Annotated in this window: 14 protein-coding genes, 2 tRNA genes and 1 pseudogene; 14 read left to right on the top strand and 3 right to left on the bottom strand. The window is 58.7% G+C overall.

Features of this window, described 5'->3' with window-relative positions:
- The 6 genes and pseudogenes from ilvN (at window position 1) to D6858_RS11025 (ending at window position 7,011) form a co-directional block, all read left to right on the top strand.
- Entirely contained in the window at window positions 1-516 is a 516-nt protein-coding gene (gene ilvN / locus D6858_RS11050; protein ID WP_120110149.1) for an acetolactate synthase small subunit, read from the top strand.
- 119 nt (window positions 517-635) lie between these two features.
- Window positions 636-1,655 (top strand): ketol-acid reductoisomerase, encoded by a 1,020-nt coding sequence (ilvC, locus tag D6858_RS11045; protein ID WP_120110146.1) that lies wholly within the window; start codon window positions 636-638, stop codon window positions 1,653-1,655.
- A gap of 169 nt (window positions 1,656-1,824) precedes the next feature.
- A pseudogene (locus D6858_RS11040) lies at window positions 1,825-2,679 on the top strand (glycosyltransferase); the annotation flags it as partial.
- A gap of 369 nt (window positions 2,680-3,048) precedes the next feature.
- Window positions 3,049-4,734: a 2-isopropylmalate synthase gene (gene leuA, locus D6858_RS11035; RefSeq protein WP_120110140.1), complete on the top strand. Its 1,686-nt coding sequence runs from the start codon at window positions 3,049-3,051 to the stop codon at window positions 4,732-4,734.
- Between the two features lie 186 nt (window positions 4,735-4,920).
- Window positions 4,921-5,970: an amidohydrolase family protein gene (locus tag D6858_RS11030; RefSeq protein ID WP_120110137.1), complete on the top strand. Its 1,050-nt coding sequence runs from the start codon at window positions 4,921-4,923 to the stop codon at window positions 5,968-5,970.
- Window positions 5,971-6,042: 72 nt separating this feature from the next.
- A complete protein-coding gene (locus D6858_RS11025; RefSeq protein ID WP_120110135.1) occupies window positions 6,043-7,011 on the top strand; it encodes an NAD(P)H-dependent flavin oxidoreductase in 969 nt (322 codons plus the stop codon).
- On the opposite strand, the gene D6858_RS11020 is transcribed toward D6858_RS11025, so the two are convergent.
- The 3 genes from D6858_RS11020 to D6858_RS11010 form a co-directional block, all read right to left on the bottom strand.
- Window positions 6,972-7,547, bottom strand: coding sequence for an AHH domain-containing protein (locus D6858_RS11020; protein ID WP_225081524.1), 576 nt, complete (start codon window positions 7,545-7,547; stop codon window positions 6,972-6,974). The two genes, D6858_RS11025 and D6858_RS11020, sit on opposite strands and share 40 nt — an antisense overlap.
- Window positions 7,540-8,115: a hypothetical protein gene (locus tag D6858_RS11015; RefSeq protein ID WP_165859693.1), complete on the bottom strand. Its 576-nt coding sequence runs from the start codon at window positions 8,113-8,115 to the stop codon at window positions 7,540-7,542. The genes D6858_RS11020 and D6858_RS11015 overlap by 8 nt, the downstream gene beginning before the upstream one ends.
- 290 nt (window positions 8,116-8,405) lie before the next feature.
- Window positions 8,406-8,888 carry a flavodoxin family protein gene (locus D6858_RS11010; protein ID WP_120110131.1) on the bottom strand — a complete coding sequence of 161 codons (483 nt, stop codon included), beginning with the start codon at window positions 8,886-8,888 and terminating at the stop codon, window positions 8,406-8,408.
- Between the two features lie 82 nt (window positions 8,889-8,970).
- Between D6858_RS11010 and recJ the strand changes: the two genes are divergently transcribed.
- The 8 genes from recJ to pstB all read left to right on the top strand — a co-directional run bounded on the left by recJ (window position 8,971) and on the right by pstB (window position 16,048).
- A complete protein-coding gene (gene recJ / locus D6858_RS11005) occupies window positions 8,971-10,749 on the top strand; it encodes a single-stranded-DNA-specific exonuclease RecJ (RefSeq protein WP_120110129.1) in 1,779 nt (592 codons plus the stop codon).
- A gap of 92 nt (window positions 10,750-10,841) precedes the next feature.
- Window positions 10,842-10,916, top strand: a tRNA-Glu gene (locus tag D6858_RS11000).
- Between the two features lie 28 nt (window positions 10,917-10,944).
- Window positions 10,945-11,019, top strand: a tRNA-Glu gene (locus D6858_RS10995).
- 73 nt (window positions 11,020-11,092) lie between these two features.
- The gene (locus D6858_RS15865; RefSeq protein WP_165859692.1) at window positions 11,093-11,272 is read left to right on the top strand and encodes a hypothetical protein; all 180 of its coding nucleotides are present in this window, start codon (window positions 11,093-11,095) and stop codon (window positions 11,270-11,272) included.
- 11 nt (window positions 11,273-11,283) lie between these two features.
- Window positions 11,284-12,510 (top strand): ATP-binding protein, encoded by a 1,227-nt coding sequence (locus D6858_RS10990; protein WP_120110127.1) that lies wholly within the window; start codon window positions 11,284-11,286, stop codon window positions 12,508-12,510.
- A 94-nt stretch (window positions 12,511-12,604) separates the two neighbouring features.
- Window positions 12,605-13,987 carry a phosphate ABC transporter permease subunit PstC gene (gene pstC / locus D6858_RS10985; RefSeq protein ID WP_205664928.1) on the top strand — a complete coding sequence of 461 codons (1,383 nt, stop codon included), beginning with the start codon at window positions 12,605-12,607 and terminating at the stop codon, window positions 13,985-13,987.
- The gene (gene pstA, locus D6858_RS10980; protein ID WP_120110124.1) at window positions 13,980-15,263 is read left to right on the top strand and encodes a phosphate ABC transporter permease PstA; all 1,284 of its coding nucleotides are present in this window, start codon (window positions 13,980-13,982) and stop codon (window positions 15,261-15,263) included. The genes pstC and pstA overlap by 8 nt, the downstream gene beginning before the upstream one ends.
- Entirely contained in the window at window positions 15,260-16,048 is a 789-nt protein-coding gene (gene pstB / locus D6858_RS10975) for a phosphate ABC transporter ATP-binding protein PstB (RefSeq protein ID WP_120110122.1), read from the top strand. Before pstA ends, pstB begins: the two co-directional genes overlap by 4 nt.
- The last annotated feature ends 10 nt before the right edge of the window (window positions 16,049-16,058 follow it).

The following is a 16,058-nucleotide window of genomic DNA, read 5'->3' as shown; positions in this document are numbered from 1 at the left end:
ATGAAAATTCGTCAAGCCGATCCTGAGCGTCACGTTCTGGCAATCACTGTCGACAACGAAGCGGGAATTCTCGCCAAGATCGCAGGCCTGTTCACAGCACGTGGATACAATATCGATAGCCTGACAGTGGCTGACATTTCCGAAGATCACGCGGTCAGCCGGATCACAATCGTCACCAACGGTCCTCCGCCGGTAATCGATCAGATCCATGCACAGCTTGAACGCCTTATCCCTGTCCACAAGGTAACCGATCTCACCGCGGAAGGGCCCCATGTGGAGCGCGAACTGGCGCTGGTGAAGGTCGCTGGTACCGGCGAAAAACGGGTTGAAGCCCTGCGTCTGGCCGACATCTTTCGCGCACGCCCGGTCGACACGACAACAGAGAGCTTCGTTTTTGAGATCACCGGCCCGCCGGACAAAGTCGATAGCTTCATCGTGTTGATGCGCGAGCTTGGCCTGGTCGAAGTTGGGCGCACCGGCATCGTCGGTATGATGCGTGGGGCCGCAGCAGCTTAAGGCGACCTTAGAAAAATTCCGTCGCCCCTGTGTGGCGAGGGGCCTACGGGCCGGATATTCACTTTGAGGCAACTACATTTCTACTCCGTGCTTTGGCCGGGGATGAAGAGGGAACAAACATGAAGGTTTATTACGACGCCGATGCCGACCTCAATCTGGTCACCGACAAGAAAATCGCGATCGTCGGTTATGGCAGTCAGGGCCATGCCCATGCCCAGAACCTGCGCGACAGCGGCGTAAAGGAAGTCGCCATCGCGCTGCGCGACGGTTCATCCACGCGGAAAAAGGCGGAAGAGGCTGGCTTCAAAGTGATGACCAACACCGAAGCTGCCGAATGGGCCGACGTTCTGATGATCCTCGCGCCGGACGAACATCAGGCCGCAATCTGGAGCGACGATCTGGCTGGCCACATGAAGCCAGGCAGCGCGCTCGCCTTCGCGCACGGTCTTAATGTCCATTTCGGCCTGATCGAACCGCCGGCGGATATCGACGTTATCATGATCGCGCCCAAGGGTCCCGGCCATACTGTGCGTAGCGAATATCAGCGTGGCGGGGGCGTGCCTTGTCTGATTGCCGTGCATCAGGATGCCACTGGCAATGCTCACGATGTCGCCCTCGCCTATGCCAGCGGCGTTGGTGGCGGACGTTCAGGCATTATCGAAACCAATTTCAAGGAAGAATGCGAAACCGATCTGTTCGGCGAGCAGGCCGTGCTCTGCGGCGGGATCACTCACCTGATTCAGGCTGGCTTCGAAACGCTGGTCGATGCCGGATATGCACCCGAAATGGCCTATTTCGAATGTCTGCACGAAACCAAGCTGATCGTCGATCTGCTTTACGAAGGCGGCATCGCCAATATGCGCTATTCCATCAGCAACACCGCGGAATATGGTGACATCACCACCGGTCCGCGGATCATCAGCGATGAAACTAAAGCGGAAATGAAGCGCGTTCTGGCGGATATTCAATCGGGCCGCTTCGTGAAAAACTTCGTGCTCGATAACCGCGCGGGCCAGCCCGAACTGAAGGCAAGCCGCAAGGCGGCCGAAGCGCACCCGATCGAACAGACCGGCGCCCGCCTGCGTGCAATGATGCCATGGATCGGCGCAAACAAGCTGGTCGACAAAGAGAAAAATTGACCTTCCGCTGTTGGGCGGGCACCAGCATCGCGTGCCCGCCCAACGCATCCTGATCCCGTTTCACGATTTCTCCGCTGGCGGGACGGAGCTGATTGCTTTTCGCCTGGCGAACGCGTGGGTCGAAGCAGGCCGTACCGTCAGCTTTCTGGTCGGTGCAGATAATGGTCTGATGCGTGAGAAAGTGCCCGATGGCGTCTCGGTCAGAATCCTTTCGCCGGAGCGCCCACGATCGACATTTTCGCGGATACATCTTGGGCACCACATGGTTGCCGATGCAGTTGCCTTGGCTCCCGATGTAATCTTCATTCCCGGCAATTTCCATTTCGGCCTTGCACGCGCGATGAAGCAGGCTTTGCCGCGCACCAGAATCGTCGCGAAAATCAGCAATCCATTGATCGGCCCACCGTTCGATCACGGGCTGGGGGCAAGGATAGCCCGCCCTGTGTTACAGGGCATAACGCGAGGCATCGATTGGTTTGCCGCAATGTCGCAAGGGCTTACGCATGAGGCGCGGCTCCAGCTCGGCCATGACCGTGTAGCGACGCTTTACGATCCCAATATTGCCGACGACGTAACGCTGGATTTCGAACAACGACCGCCCCTAGCGCCCGACGCCCCCATCCACTTAATTGGAGTGGGCAGACTGGAGCCGCAGAAAAACTGGCCCCTCGCTTTTCAGACCGTGGCCGAAATACAAAAAAAGCGCACCGCCCGCCTCACTATCTATGGCGAGGGTTGGCAGCGTGCCGAATTACAGAAAAAAATCTGCGATCTGGGTTTGAACGACAGTATTACTCTGGCCGGTTTTTCCAAAGATCTGGCTCACACGATGAACGATGCTGACTTGATGTTGATCTCATCCCGTTATGAAGGGGGCCCGGCTGTTGCAGTAGAGGCACTGGCGCAGGGATTGCCATTCGTCAGCACCGATTGCTCGCACTTCCTGCGAGAGTTCACGATAGATCAAACCTTTGGGACTCTTGTCAAAAATGCTGATCCAGCCATTCTCGCGAGAGCAGTGCTTAAACAGCTATCAAGATCTGGCCCGGCACCTTCCACCGTTGCGAGCGCGTTGGCACCGGTACGCATAAATGGTGCGGCAAATGCCTATCTTGAATTATTCGATCGCCAGTTCGGCACCCATTCATCATTTCCCGAAACGGGTAGATGAAATGAGCGGGTGGACAAAAGCGGCGCCGACGCCCATATCGCTTGGACAATGATGAATTGGCTCGCCCTACAGCTTATTCGACTTACGCGCCCTTAGGCGCGACCTTCGCCGTGCGTCGTTTGACGGCACGGCACCCGCCTAAGGGCTTCAATCGAAAATTTGACATCCCCAAGACGTGCAGCGGTTGCGCTGCACGCATCAGGCGATAAGGCACCAGCCATCATGACAATGCTCTCCGACCCGAGCCGCAAGTACCGCCCTTTCCCGCAAGTCGATCTGCCCGATCGAAAATGGCCGGGCCGCACGATCACAACCCCGCCCCGCTGGCTCAGCACAGACCTGCGCGATGGCAACCAGTCGATCATCGATCCGATGGATGCGGTAAAGAAAAACCGGTTCTTCGACATGCTGGTGGAAATCGGCGTGAAGGAAATCGAAGTCGGCTTCCCCAGCGCAGGTGCAACCGAGTTCGATTTCATCACCGGCTTGGTCAAATCGGGCCGTATTCCCGATGATGTTCTGGTCCAGGTTCTGACGCAAAGTCGGGAAGATCTGATCCGCACGAGTTTCGAAAGCCTTGAAGGCGCACGGGCAGCCATCGTCCATCTCTACAACGCAGTCAGCCCGGCATGGCGGGACATCGTATTCCGCATGAGCCGGGACGAAGTGCGCGAAATCGCCATCGCCGGTGCCAAAATCATGCGTGACGAGGCCGGAAAACGCCCCGACACCGACTGGCATTTCCAGTACAGCCCGGAAACCTTCTCCACTGCTGAACTCGATTTCAGTCTGGAGGTGTGCAGCGCAGTGATGGATGTGCTGCAACCGACGCCCGACCATCCAATTATCTTCAACCTCCCCGCTACAGTTGAGGCGGCAACACCCAATATCTACGCCGATCAGATCGAGTATTTCTGCCGCAACATTCCCAATCGCGACAGTGTGGTGGTAAGCCTGCACACACATAACGATCGCGGCACCGGGGTCGCCGCAGCAGAACTGGGCATGATGGCCGGGGCCGACCGTGTGGAAGGGTGTCTGTTCGGGAACGGCGAACGCACCGGCAACTGTTGCCTCGTGACAGTAGCGCTCAATATGTACACGCAAGGGGTCGATCCTGGCATAGACTTTTCCGATATCGACCGGATCATCGAGACAGTGGAATACTGCAACCAGATACCCGTGCATCAGCGCCACCCATATGGCGGTGAACTGGTGTTCACGGCCTTCTCCGGCAGCCATCAGGACGCCATTAAGAAAGGTTTTGAAGCGCACGGCAGGCAGAACAACGAGCAGTGGCGCGTACCCTATTTGCCGATCGATCCCGCCGACCTCGGTCGCAATTACGAGGCGGTGATCCGCGTGAATAGCCAGTCGGGCAAAGGTGGCTTCGCATGGGTTCTTGAGCAAGATCAGGGCCTGAAACTGCCCAAGAAAATGCAGGCCGATTTCAGTCGCCACGTACAGCGCGTAGCCGACGAAATGAGCCGCGAGCTGAACGCCACGGATATCTGGGAAACCTTTCGTCAGGCCTACCATGTGCAAATCCGGCCCAAACACTTCCAACTGGTCGATTACGAGGAAGGTAAGGCAGCCGACGGCACCCGTGTATTTGCCGGGACGATCGAAGTGGATGGGAAAGCGCAATCGGTTTCCGGGCGCGGCAACGGTCTGATCTCATCGGTCCTCGCGACATTGAAAGAGGCATTCGGCGTCGATCTTGAGGTGACCGATTATACCGAGCACGCACTGGGCACTGGCACCAACGCGCGCGCCGCCGCCTATCTCGAATGTCAGGACAGTGCCGGTACCACTATCTGGGGCTGCGGCATCGACGAAGACATCGCAACTGCCAGTGTGCGCGCTGTGCTGAGCGCGGCGAACACCGCCGTTTCGAAGGCAGGATAGGCAGCAAATATCTCCCGATTGAGAGCTGCGTCTCCCCCCTCTCCTTTTCACGATGTGTTAGTGGGGAGGGGGTGTGAAAACAGGTGAGTAGATAGCTACAGCCGCGCAACGCGAATCTCCGTAGATTTCAGTTGCAGTCCGCCACTCTATATGGTCCACCTTCCGGTAAAATTCCGGAGAGAGCCAATGCCTGCTGAAGATATCCTCGAACCCGATCTGCCGATTATCGATCCCCACCATCACCTGTGGGATTTGCGGCCACTTCTCGCGGTGTTCCCTCAGCCTTACCATCCATTCATCGCTGCGCTGGTCGATGCGGCGTACTACACATTCGACCAGCTACACGCCGACACGCACACCGGCCATAACGTGATCGGCACTGTATTTATGGAATGTGGCGCTTTCTACGACGCAGCGCGCGATGACGCGACCAAATCGGTGGGCGAAGTGGAATTCGTCAACGGCGTCGCCGCGCAAGGGGCCAGTGGCATTTACGGCAATTACCGCCCCTGCGCCTCCATCGTCGGTCACGCCGATCTGCGATTGGGGGCGGCAGCGGGAGATGTGCTTGATGCTCTGATGGCTGCTTCGTCGCGCTTTGTCGGAATTCGCCATGCGGGTGCGTGGGATAGCGATCCCGAAACGCTCGGCCCTCCGTTCCATCATCCCGAAGAGCTCTATCGCGACAGCGCTTTTCGCGAAGGATTTGCCGAACTGGGCAAGCGTGGTCTTACGTTCGACGCATGGGTGCTCGAACCGCAGCTGGGCGACGTGATCGATCTGGCGCGGACGTTCCCTGATCAGACCATCGTGCTGGACCATTGTGGCACCCCGCTCAACATCGGGCGATGGAAAGGTACATTGGGCGATCATTTCGGGCGCTGGCGGGACAATATCCGGGCCTTGGCAGAATGTCCTAATGTGTCTGTGAAGCTTGGCGGTCTGGCGATGGCCTTCTGCATGATGCCGGAAAAAGGCCCCGCCGCCGGGATCGGATCGGAAACGTTGGCGGAAATGTGGCGCCCCTATATCGAAACCTGTATTGAGGCGTTTGGCCCTGCGCGGGCCATGTTCGAAAGCAATTATCCTGTCGACCGGTGGGGGGCAAGTTATCCCGTTTTGTGGAATGCCTTCAAACGCATCACCGCTGGCGCATCGGATATGGAAAAGCGCCAACTCTATGCCGGGACCGCAGCGAAGGTCTATCGCCTCGAACATCTGTTGGACGCGGGCTGACCACCCCCTCTCGACACCTGCCTTCCCGCTCGCTAGGCGAACCTAAAGTTTTCAACTGCCACGGAGTTTCGTATGGCCCTTCCCGCCCCGTTCGACCGCCTGCGCCTGCCGGTGATCGGATCGCCGCTGTTCATCGTATCCAGCCCGGAGCTGGTTATTGCACAGTGCAAGGCGGGTATCGTCGGATCGTTCCCCGCACTCAACGCCCGCCCCTCCGGCGTATTGGACGAATGGCTGCATCAGATCACTGAGGAGCTGGCCGTTCACAATCGCGACAATCCCGACCGCCCGGCCGCGCCGTTTGCTGTGAACCAGATCGTCCACCGGTCCAACAACCGGTTGGAAGAAGACATGAGCGTCTGCGAAAAATGGCAGGTTCCTCTCGTCATCACGTCACTCGGCGCGCAGGAAGACGTTTTCAAAGCCGTTAAGAACTGGGGCGGCATCACGATGCACGATGTCATCAACCAGCGCTTCGCCCATAAGGCGATCGAAAAAGGCGCGACTGGACTTATTCCTGTCGCTGCCGGTGCAGGTGGCCATGCGGGCACCCAGTCACCATTCGCGCTGATGCAGGAAATCCGTGGCTGGTTCGATGGTCCGGTGGCATTGTCGGGCTCGATCGCGCACGGACGCTCCGTTCTCGCGGCACAGGCACTGGGGGCGGATTTTGCCTATATCGGCTCGGCGTGGATTGCGACGAAGGAAGCCAATGCCGATACGGCGTACAAGCAATCGATTGTCGATTCGCAGGCGGCGGATATCATTTATTCCAACCTCTTCACCGGGGTGCACGGTAACTATCTGCGTAGCTCCATCGAAAATGCCGGGCTCAACCCTGACGATCTGCCAGTCAGCGATCCCAGCAAGATGAACTTCGGATCGGGCGGCAACACCAAGGCGAAGGCGTGGAAAGACATCTGGGGCTCTGGTCAGGGTGTCGGCGCTATCGACGCGGTAGAAACAGTTGCCCAGCGCGTGAATCGGCTCGAACAGCAGTATCAGGATGCAAGAGTCGCACTCGAAGCAGCGATGTTCTGAGTAGCACCCCAGAGACTTTCCGCCATTGCATCGAGATCGGTAAAATCGAATCCGGTGCCGACCGGATCGTGCCGATTAAGGCGGAAAGGCTTGCCAGCTGGGTTGAGCAGACGGCGCCGTAACGCACGCTGAAGCAGGGCAAGCCGCATTGCGGCTTCCGCATCTGCCGCGTTTTCCGACCGCATGCGATGTGCGGACCAACGCGCTTCGATCTGCCCCACGCGCTCCATCACCAGAGTATTGTATTGGCGATGGGGTCCGCGATGAAGCGGCAAGGAAAGCCGCAGTGCCGCGCTATCACGCGCGGGTAGCAGTAAGCCATTGCGTCGGAAATCATCAAAGCCGATCAGCGCATACCCAAGACGCTCAAGCATCTCTGCGAATGGGCGAAGAGAAAGCACTTGCAACGGCAACAGATGATGTCGTTGCAACGAAGGGTCGTAGTCTGGCGATTGCGGACGATTTACACGACGAAATGGGATAGAGGGCCGACGGCAAAATGAATTTTTACAATCGGCAAAAAGCCGTTCACGCACGCCGAACGCGAATAAATCGCTTGTTGATCGAAGGCTCCATCAGCAACCGCATTCCATCGGGGGCAACAATTTGCTGACGCGCTTCCATTCTCCCTTCATATACCAACTGATTGATCAGTCGAACCGCCAGTTGAGCAGCCAGCATCCTGTCTTCAGCCAGTTCGGGCTCGACCCGTAATTCTTGCCCGATGAAGTAAGCCAGCCCTTCGGAATGAAGGCCGCCATCGGGGGCAGTCGCCAAACCGGTTAAACCCAACGCGGGAAAAGGACCGCCGCCTATCCAGTGGGAAATTGTGTTGCAGAAGAATTCGACTCCCACCAGGCTGGATGCAGGTCGCCATGCAAGCGCGCACAAATCATCCAATTCGCGCGCTAAAGCGCATGCGAGGTCCATCATCACCCTCACAACCGGCAAGCTATAGGCCCCACCCTCCAGATGCGGTCCCGGCCGAAGAATCAGCGCCGCTTTTCGGGTTTCAATCAGATCATCAGGAACGCCGTAACGATGGCGGGATTGTGGCGGCTCTGGTGATGGCCCCGGAGCCATCCCGATCAGATCAAACGTCATGCCATCGCGCAACAATTCAAACCCAGCGGCGCGCCCACCAACAGCAGGCATTTCGTGAGTAACGGCGATCCGCTCTGCATTATCGCACTTAGCCCGAATCGTAGCTGAATCGGGCTCCCTGCCCCTGGGAAAGAGCAAAAAAAGGTCTCCGATCCGTGACCAGCGATCTTTTTGTGTGCGGTTAACTATGTTCGACCCTTTCGATCAGGCCCTTTCTCCATGTAATTGCTCGAAAATCAAGCAATACTTGCTTGAGCAAACAATCATGCCACATGTTAATTCAGTAATGTTCAGAATATCCCGTCAGCCACCCCTCGCGACAGCGCTGCACCGATTTCTTCCGCCTGACGCAGTTGCTCTCCGGTCAGAACTTTCCGGGCGAGAATTTTTTCCGCTGTCTGAGCGTGCGTCAGAACAATAATCGGTTCTGCTACGCGACGGAGCCTCCATCCGGTCGCGATTCTATCTATCTGGCGTTGAGCGCCCTCCCCATCCGAGCCGGCAGTAATAATGCTGGCGTAAGGACGCCCTTCAATCTGGCCAAGCACCGGATAATAGCACCGATCGAACATCTCTTTCATCATCCCGCTCATGGATGCGAGATTTTCTGGACAGACGAACAGATAGCCTGCGGCATCCAGCAGATCCTCCGGATCGATTGCCTCCGCAGCGATGAGTTGCACCGAGCGGCCTGCGCTATTGTATGCAGCACGAGCCAACGCCTCGCTTGATCCCGTTCTGCTGTGCCAGATGATGAGCAAATGTGGAGCCATGGCAACGTAGCATCGGGGGCAATGCCGGAATGTCAATCGAGAGGGCTTTGCGAGGTTGCCTGTACGCAGCTATGGCAACGTCATGGCCTCCAGATCGTTATCTCCCGTTTTTGGCGTCACCCAGTCGCTTGCCGGGCGCACATGGCAATGGCGCGGCGGGAATATGGAACTGAACGACCCATCTGGCGCAATGGATGACATTGTCACGCAGTTACTGCTCTCTCGCGGTGTCGCTCGCGACGATCTTACAAGGCATCGCAATCCGACCCTGCGCGAATTCCTGCCCGATCCATCCACTTTCCGGGATATGGACAATGCGGCGGAACGGATTGCTCATGCGATTCTCGCTAGCGAAACCATAACGATATATGGCGACTACGATGTAGATGGCGCGACCAGCGCAGCGCTATTAGTGCGTTTGCTACGCATGTTGGGGCACGAGGCGCAGTATTACATCCCCGACCGCCTGCTCGAAGGGTATGGCCCGAGCGGCGAGGCATTGGTCCGCCTCGCAGAAGAAGGTTCGAGCCTGATCGTCACAGTCGATTGCGGTGCAATGGCGTTCGACGCGCTCGAACAGGCGCGCAAGGCCGGTGTGGATGTCATCGTTGTCGACCATCACAAATGCGCTGCGGAACTGCCGTGTGCGCTGGCACTGGTAAATCCAAACCGGCTTGATGAAAGCGACGAAGGGGCCGCGCATGGCCATCTGGCTGCGGTTGGGGTGGCGTTCCTGCTGGCCGTTGCGCTGGTGCGAACCTTACGTCAGCGCGGGTACTTTGCCCACCGTAAGGAGCCGGACCTGATGGGGCTGCTCGATTTGGTGGCACTGGGCACGGTGGCCGATGTTGCACAGATCAAAGGACTTAACCGAGCGTTTGTGGCGCAAGGATTGAAAGTCATGGCGCACCGCGCGAATATCGGCATGGCCGCGCTGATCGATGCCAGTCGGCTGAAGCGCAGCCCGCGATGCAGTGATCTGGGCTTTGCGCTGGGTCCGCGAATCAACGCAGGAGGCCGCGTGGGAGAATCGACGCTGGGGGTACGCCTGCTCACCACCGAAGATCACGATGAAGCCGCTAGCATTGCCGCTCAGCTATCGGCTTTGAACGAAGAGCGCCGGGCAATCGAAGCGGAGGTGCAGGCAGAGGCCGAATTGCAAATCGACAGCCAGCATAACCGCGCAGTGCTCGTTCTTGCCGGGCGTGGATGGCATCCGGGTGTAATCGGGATAGTTGCCGGGCGCGTGAAGGAGAAGACCGGCAAGCCCGCGCTGGTGATCGCGCTCGATGACGACACAGGCAAAGGTTCGGGCCGTTCGATCACCGGGGTCGATCTGGGGGCCGCGATCATTGCCGCGCGGGAAAGCGGGCTGTTGGTGGCGGGCGGTGGCCATGCCATGGCCGCTGGCCTGACGATCGAACCCGACAAAGTCGATGCATTGGCCGAATGGCTTGACGCGCGACTTTCGCGGGCGGTGGCTCAGGCGAAGGAAAACGAAGTTTTGCCGCTCGATCTTGCATTGGCTCCGGGCGGCCTAACCCCAGACTTGATCGAAACACTCGACAGTGCCGGGCCGTTCGGCGTTGGCTGGCCCGGCCCGAAACTGGCGGTCGGCCCCGTGCGCCTGATAAAATGCGATGTTGTCGGCAACGATCATGTTCGCCTGATTGCGGCGGGTCAGGACGGGCGCAGTTTCAAGGCCATTGCCTTCCGCGCCGCAGAGACTCCGATGGGACAGGCCCTGCTTCACGGATCGCGTGGACGACGCTTATGGCTGGCTGGCCGTGCCAAGGTCGACGACTGGGGCGCCCACCCTGCGGCGGAGCTTCATCTGGAGGATGCAGCATGGGCGGATTGATCGGTGAATTGCGATTTAGCGAAAAATAGCATCGCGTCAGGCTTGACCGCATCACAATGCCCCCGTAAGTGCGCCGCCACGCTTCCGGACGTGGCCCCATCGTCTAGCGGTTAGGACGCGGCCCTTTCACGGCTGAAACACGGGTTCGATTCCCGTTGGGGTCACCACCGGAAGCAGCGCCAAGCACACAGGCGCGGCCCCATCGTCTAGCGGTTAGGACGCGGCCCTTTCACGGCTGAAACACGGGTTCGATTCCCGTTGGGGTCACCATCACGGTGGCAATTGCTTCTCCTCTTTTCATTTTTACACATCGCACAACAGTGGCAGTCTTCCGTGCGAAGCCATGGCGAAAGCGGGAACCCGCCTTGACGCGACCGCGCGCTATACCTCCCACCGGATCATACCGTGCACACCCGATCTCACCACATTGCAGCCTTACCGCTACGCAACAATACTGACATCGATAGCTGCCAGAGTGAAAAACATCATGCAGGCACTGGCGCTTGCAGAGAGGCATAGCTAAGCGCGCGAAGCATGAGGCAGGAACGCCCCATCCCCTGGCCCGGATTCGTTCTGGCACTAGTCGGCACGTTGCTTGTCGTTATCGGCGGTGTAACGCCGTGGCTTGGCGGTGCCTTGCTCCTGCTGTGGCTCGGATCATTGTGGTTGGCCAGCGATCGGCCACCGCCACCTCCACCGCGGCAGGTTTCCGGCACGTTCAGCCGGGAAAAGCTCGGTGAAATGATCGAGCATTCGGGCACCCCCCTGATGATGACGGAACGCAATCGCGTGATCATCGCCAATGAAGCGGCGCGCGCGGTTTTCGGGGCGCATATTCTGGGACAGGATGTTCGTGTCGCCCTGCGCCAACCAGAAGCGATTGCCCTGATCGACCGCGACGAAGGTGGTGCAACCTCAGTGCGTGGCCTCGCCCGTAGGCGCGACATCTGGCGCATCAGCCGTCACCCGATGGATGGCGAAATTGCGATGATCGAATTGATCAATCGCACGGCAGAGGCCGACATCAGCCGGGCGCACACCGATTTCGTCGCTAACGCCAGCCACGAACTTCGCACTCCGCTGGCATCGATTATCGGTTATGTCGAAACTCTGGCCGATGGCGATGCGGATAAAGCCACAACGACCCGGTTCTACGACACAATTCTGCGCGAAGCACGACGGCTGCAACACCTTGTGGAAGATCTGATGTCGCTTTCGCGGGTGGAAGCGGAAAAGCACGATCAGCCAGCTGCTTTGATTGCATTTTCCGCGCTGGTCGAACGCGCCGCGCGCGATGCGGCGGGGCCGGATCGAACCGATCGTATCGCGCTCGAATGCGCGCCCGATATTGCCATCAAGGGCGAGCAGCATCAACTCGAGCAGCTTGTCCGCAATCTGGTGGATAATGCCCTGAAATATGGTGCTGCCGACGAAGTTGTTCAGGTCACCCTTGACCGCACCCTCAACCACGAAGCACGGCTGACTGTGACAGATCGCGGAGAAGGAATCTCGGCCGAACATTTGCCGCATCTCACTCGCCGGTTCTATCGCACCGATCCAAGCCGCAGCCGTGCATCGGGCGGAACCGGGCTCGGCCTTGCAATCGTCAAACATATTGTCGAACGCCATCGCGGGCGTCTCGACATTGCCAGCAAAGTCGGACAGGGCACTACCGTGACTGTGCGTGTCCCCCTTACGGAGGAAACGCCACCTCTGGAACATACCGGTCCGCTGGAAAACAGGCAGACAAAAACGTCATGAAAGTGTCACAAAACTTACGCATTGGCCCGTTCGACCGAGCGGCGGGAGAGTGTTTGCGCCGCGATATGCCCCTCCAGACGGATACGTTTGCCTGATGTCGATGGCTCTGCTGCTATTACTTGCAATCGGCCTCGGGCTTGCCGGATGGCTGGCTGCCCGCGCCCGTGCGTGGAGCTTTCGCCGCTCCGGAACGGAACGGCTTGCCGCCCTGCCCAGCTATCATGGCTGGTACGTCGCGCTTTGGATTGTAGTGCCGGTGCTGATCTTCATCATGATCTGGAGCGCGATCGAGCCCGGCCTCGTTCTGCAATCGGTATTGGCCGATCCGGCCGCGGCCAATCTGCCAACCTTCGATTTTCAGCGTAACGCTCTGTTGGCAGAGGCGCGGAATGTGGCGACCGGCGCGGCGGCTGGAGTTTACAATCCCGCCGCACAACCGCTGGTCGAACCGTTCCGCACCGCTCTGGCCGAATTCCGCTGGATCGGAGCGATTGGAACATTGCTGATCGGCTTTGCCGGCGGGGCATGGGCTTTTTTGAAAGTGAAGCCCGACTTCGCCGCCCGCACCAAGGTGGAACGCATTGTCATGGCAATGCTGTTGCTGGCGTCGCTGGTGGCTATCCTGACCACGCTTGGCATCGTGGCCAGCCTCGTGTTCGAAACCGTGCGGTTCTTTGGCATGGTTTCCCCGATCGATTTCCTGTTCGGGCTTCATTGGGGGCCGGATCCGATGGCAAATGCCGCCAATCCCGATCCCACGCGCTATGGCGCGCTGCCGTTGTTCTGGGGCACGATCTTCATCGGGGCGATTATTGCCATGATCGTGGCGATCCCGCTGGGCCTGATGAGCGCGATCTACCTCACACAATACGCTCACCCGACATGGCGCAAATGGCTGAAGCCGCTGCTAGAAATTCTCGCCGGGGTTCCCACTGTCGTTTACGGATATTTCGCTGCGCTGACGGTGGCCCCGTGGATCCGCGACGTGGCGCAGGCAGTGGGCATTACCAACGCCAGTTCGGAAAGCGCGCTTGCCGCGGGTCTTGTAATGGGCGTGATGATTATTCCATTCGTGTCCTCGATGGCAGACGATTCCATTGCCGCTGTTCCGCAGGCCATGCGCGATGGGAGCCTGGCGATGGGCGCGACCAAATCCGAAACGATCCGCAAAGTGTTGGTTCCCGCTGCGCTGCCGGGGATTGTTGGCGGTGTCATGCTGGCGATCAGCCGCGCCATCGGTGAAACGATGATCGTCGTTATGGCCGCGGGCGCAACCGCTAATCTGACGGTGAACCCGCTGGAAACGATGACCACGGTTACGTATCAGATCGTTGCCATGTTGACGGGCGAAGGCAGCTTCGATCATCCTGCTACTCTGAGTGCGTTTGCCCTCGGGTTCGTTCTGTTCCTCGTAACGCTGGCGCTGAATATCATCGCGCTGCGCGTCGTAAAACGGTTCCGCGAAGCTTATGAGTAACACGCCCCTCATCGATAGTGCCGCCACCCAGGCATCCCTCGGTCCGACCCGTTCGGCCGCGTTCGAAGCGCGCCTGAAACGGCGTTACCGTGCTGAGAAGCGGTTCAAGGCCATGGGACTGGGGGCGATCCTGTTCTCCGTCGCGATGCTGCTGATCCTGCTGGTCACGATGGTTGGCAACGGCATTGGTGGGTTCAAGCGCGCCGAAGTTCAGGTGCCGGTCGATTTTGCTGCAGTTGGCATTTCCGCGACACCTGAAATGCTCAACCAACCAGGGGCGATGGAACTGCTCCGCGCGCAAGGCCTGCCAGAACTGGTTGAGTTTTCAGCAGAGCAGGCGCTTGGCCCGGTCGCAGCAGCCGATCTCTCGCCAAATGCATGGCAGGATGTGGGCAATGCCATTATTGCCGACCCGTCCCGCGCGCAGGGCAAGCAGACATTCTGGATTCCCGCCGGGGGCGATCTGGCCAAGGCATATTCCGGCGACGGTTCGACAGAGGAAAAGGCGCTCGCCGCCAAGCTCTCCGACGAAGGCAAACTGGCTCAGCATTTCGACGGTGGGTTCCTGACCCGCTCTGACGCAACCGACCCGCAGGAAGTGGGGATCTGGGGCGCGCTCAAGGGATCGATACTGACGATGATCGTCACGCTCGCGCTGGCGTTTCCCATCGGTGTGCTAGCCGCGCTTTATCTGGAAGAATACGCGCCGAAGAACCGCTGGACCGATCTGATCGAAGTATCGATCAACAACCTTGCCGCGGTGCCCTCGATCATTTTCGGGCTGCTGGGGCTGGCGGTGTTCCTGTGGCTATTTCCCGATATGCGCTCAGCCCCGTTGATCGGCGGCATGACGCTGGCTCTAATGACGATGCCGGTAATCGTGATCGCCGGGCGCAACGCGATCAAGGCCGTACCGCCCAGCATTCGCGATGGTGCTCTGGCCGTCGGCGCATCGCCGGTACAGGTGGTGTTCCATCATGTCCTGCCGCTTGCCCTGCCCGGAATTTTGACGGGCACGATCATCGGCATGGCCCGCGCACTGGGTGAAACCGCTCCGCTGCTAATGATCGGCATGCGGGCTTTCGTCGCCTCGCCGCCCGATGGCCTGACATCGCCCGCCACAGTTTTGCCAGTGCAGATTTTCCTCTGGTCCGACGAAATCGACCGTGGCTTCGTGGAACGGACATCTGCCGCGATTATCGTGCTATTGCTGTTCCTGCTGGCGATGAACGGCCTGGCAATTTATCTTCGTAACAAATTCGAGAAAACCTGGTGACCGTAGTCCATCCCAACCTCGACGAAACCAAGGCCAAGATCAGCGCACGCGATGTGTCGGTGTTCTATGGGGACAAGAAAGCGATCGACGGTGTGTCGATCGACATTCCCACGGAATATGTCACTGCGTTCATCGGCCCTTCCGGCTGCGGCAAATCGACCTTCCTTCGCACGCTCAATCGTATGAACGACACGATTGCCGCCGCTCGGGTAGAAGGCGAAATCATGCTCGACGGGGAAGACATCTATCGCTCCAAAATGGATGTTGTGCAGCTCCGCGCCCGTGTCGGCATGGTGTTTCAGAAGCCAAACCCGTTTCCGAAATCGATTTACGAAAACGTCGCCTACGGCCCCCGCATTCATGGGTTTGCCGAAAGCAAGCACGATCTCGATGCCATCGTCGAAAAATCGTTGCAGCGCGCTGGTTTGTGGAACGAAGTGAAAGACCGGCTGAGCGACAGCGGCACCGCGCTTTCCGGCGGGCAGCAACAGCGGCTGTGCATCGCCCGCGCCATTGCGGTCGACCCAGAAGTGATCCTGATGGACGAGCCGTGTTCGGCACTTGATCCGATTGCCACCGCAAAAATCGAAGAACTGATCGCGGAACTGCACGGGCGCTATGCCATTGTCATCGTGACACACTCGATGCAGCAGGCCGCGCGTGTCAGCCAGCGAACGGCCTTTTTCCACCTCGGCAAAATGGTAGAGTACGGTCGGACCACCGATATATTCACCAATCCGCTGGAAGAGCGGACCAAGGATTATATCACCGGACGGTACGGCTAAGGATATGAAT

Source organism: Tsuneonella suprasediminis (genome assembly GCF_003605755.1).
GTDB classification, from domain to species: Bacteria; Pseudomonadota; Alphaproteobacteria; order Sphingomonadales; family Sphingomonadaceae; genus Tsuneonella; species Tsuneonella suprasediminis.
This window is presented reverse-complemented; position numbering and strand designations above follow the sequence as displayed.

Excerpts from the sequence above, each read along its gene's own strand:
- ilvN (WP_120110149.1), top strand. The coding sequence starts at position 1 with ATGAAAATTCGTCAAGCCGATCCTGAGCGTCACGTTCTGGCAATCACT.
- ilvC (WP_120110146.1), top strand. The coding sequence starts at position 636 with ATGAAGGTTTATTACGACGCCGATGCCGACCTCAATCTGGTCACCGAC.
- leuA (WP_120110140.1), top strand. The coding sequence starts at position 3,049 with ATGACAATGCTCTCCGACCCGAGCCGCAAGTACCGCCCTTTCCCGCAA.
- D6858_RS11030 (WP_120110137.1), top strand. The coding sequence starts at position 4,921 with ATGCCTGCTGAAGATATCCTCGAACCCGATCTGCCGATTATCGATCCC.
- D6858_RS11025 (WP_120110135.1), top strand. The coding sequence starts at position 6,043 with ATGGCCCTTCCCGCCCCGTTCGACCGCCTGCGCCTGCCGGTGATCGGA.
- D6858_RS11015 (WP_165859693.1), bottom strand. The coding sequence starts at position 8,115 with ATGACGTTTGATCTGATCGGGATGGCTCCGGGGCCATCACCAGAGCCG.
- D6858_RS11010 (WP_120110131.1), bottom strand. The coding sequence starts at position 8,888 with ATGGCTCCACATTTGCTCATCATCTGGCACAGCAGAACGGGATCAAGC.
- recJ (WP_120110129.1), top strand. The coding sequence starts at position 8,971 with ATGGCCTCCAGATCGTTATCTCCCGTTTTTGGCGTCACCCAGTCGCTT.
- D6858_RS15865 (WP_165859692.1), top strand. The coding sequence starts at position 11,093 with ATGGCGAAAGCGGGAACCCGCCTTGACGCGACCGCGCGCTATACCTCC.
- D6858_RS10990 (WP_120110127.1), top strand. The coding sequence starts at position 11,284 with ATGAGGCAGGAACGCCCCATCCCCTGGCCCGGATTCGTTCTGGCACTA.
- pstC (WP_205664928.1), top strand. The coding sequence starts at position 12,605 with ATGTCGATGGCTCTGCTGCTATTACTTGCAATCGGCCTCGGGCTTGCC.
- pstA (WP_120110124.1), top strand. The coding sequence starts at position 13,980 with ATGAGTAACACGCCCCTCATCGATAGTGCCGCCACCCAGGCATCCCTC.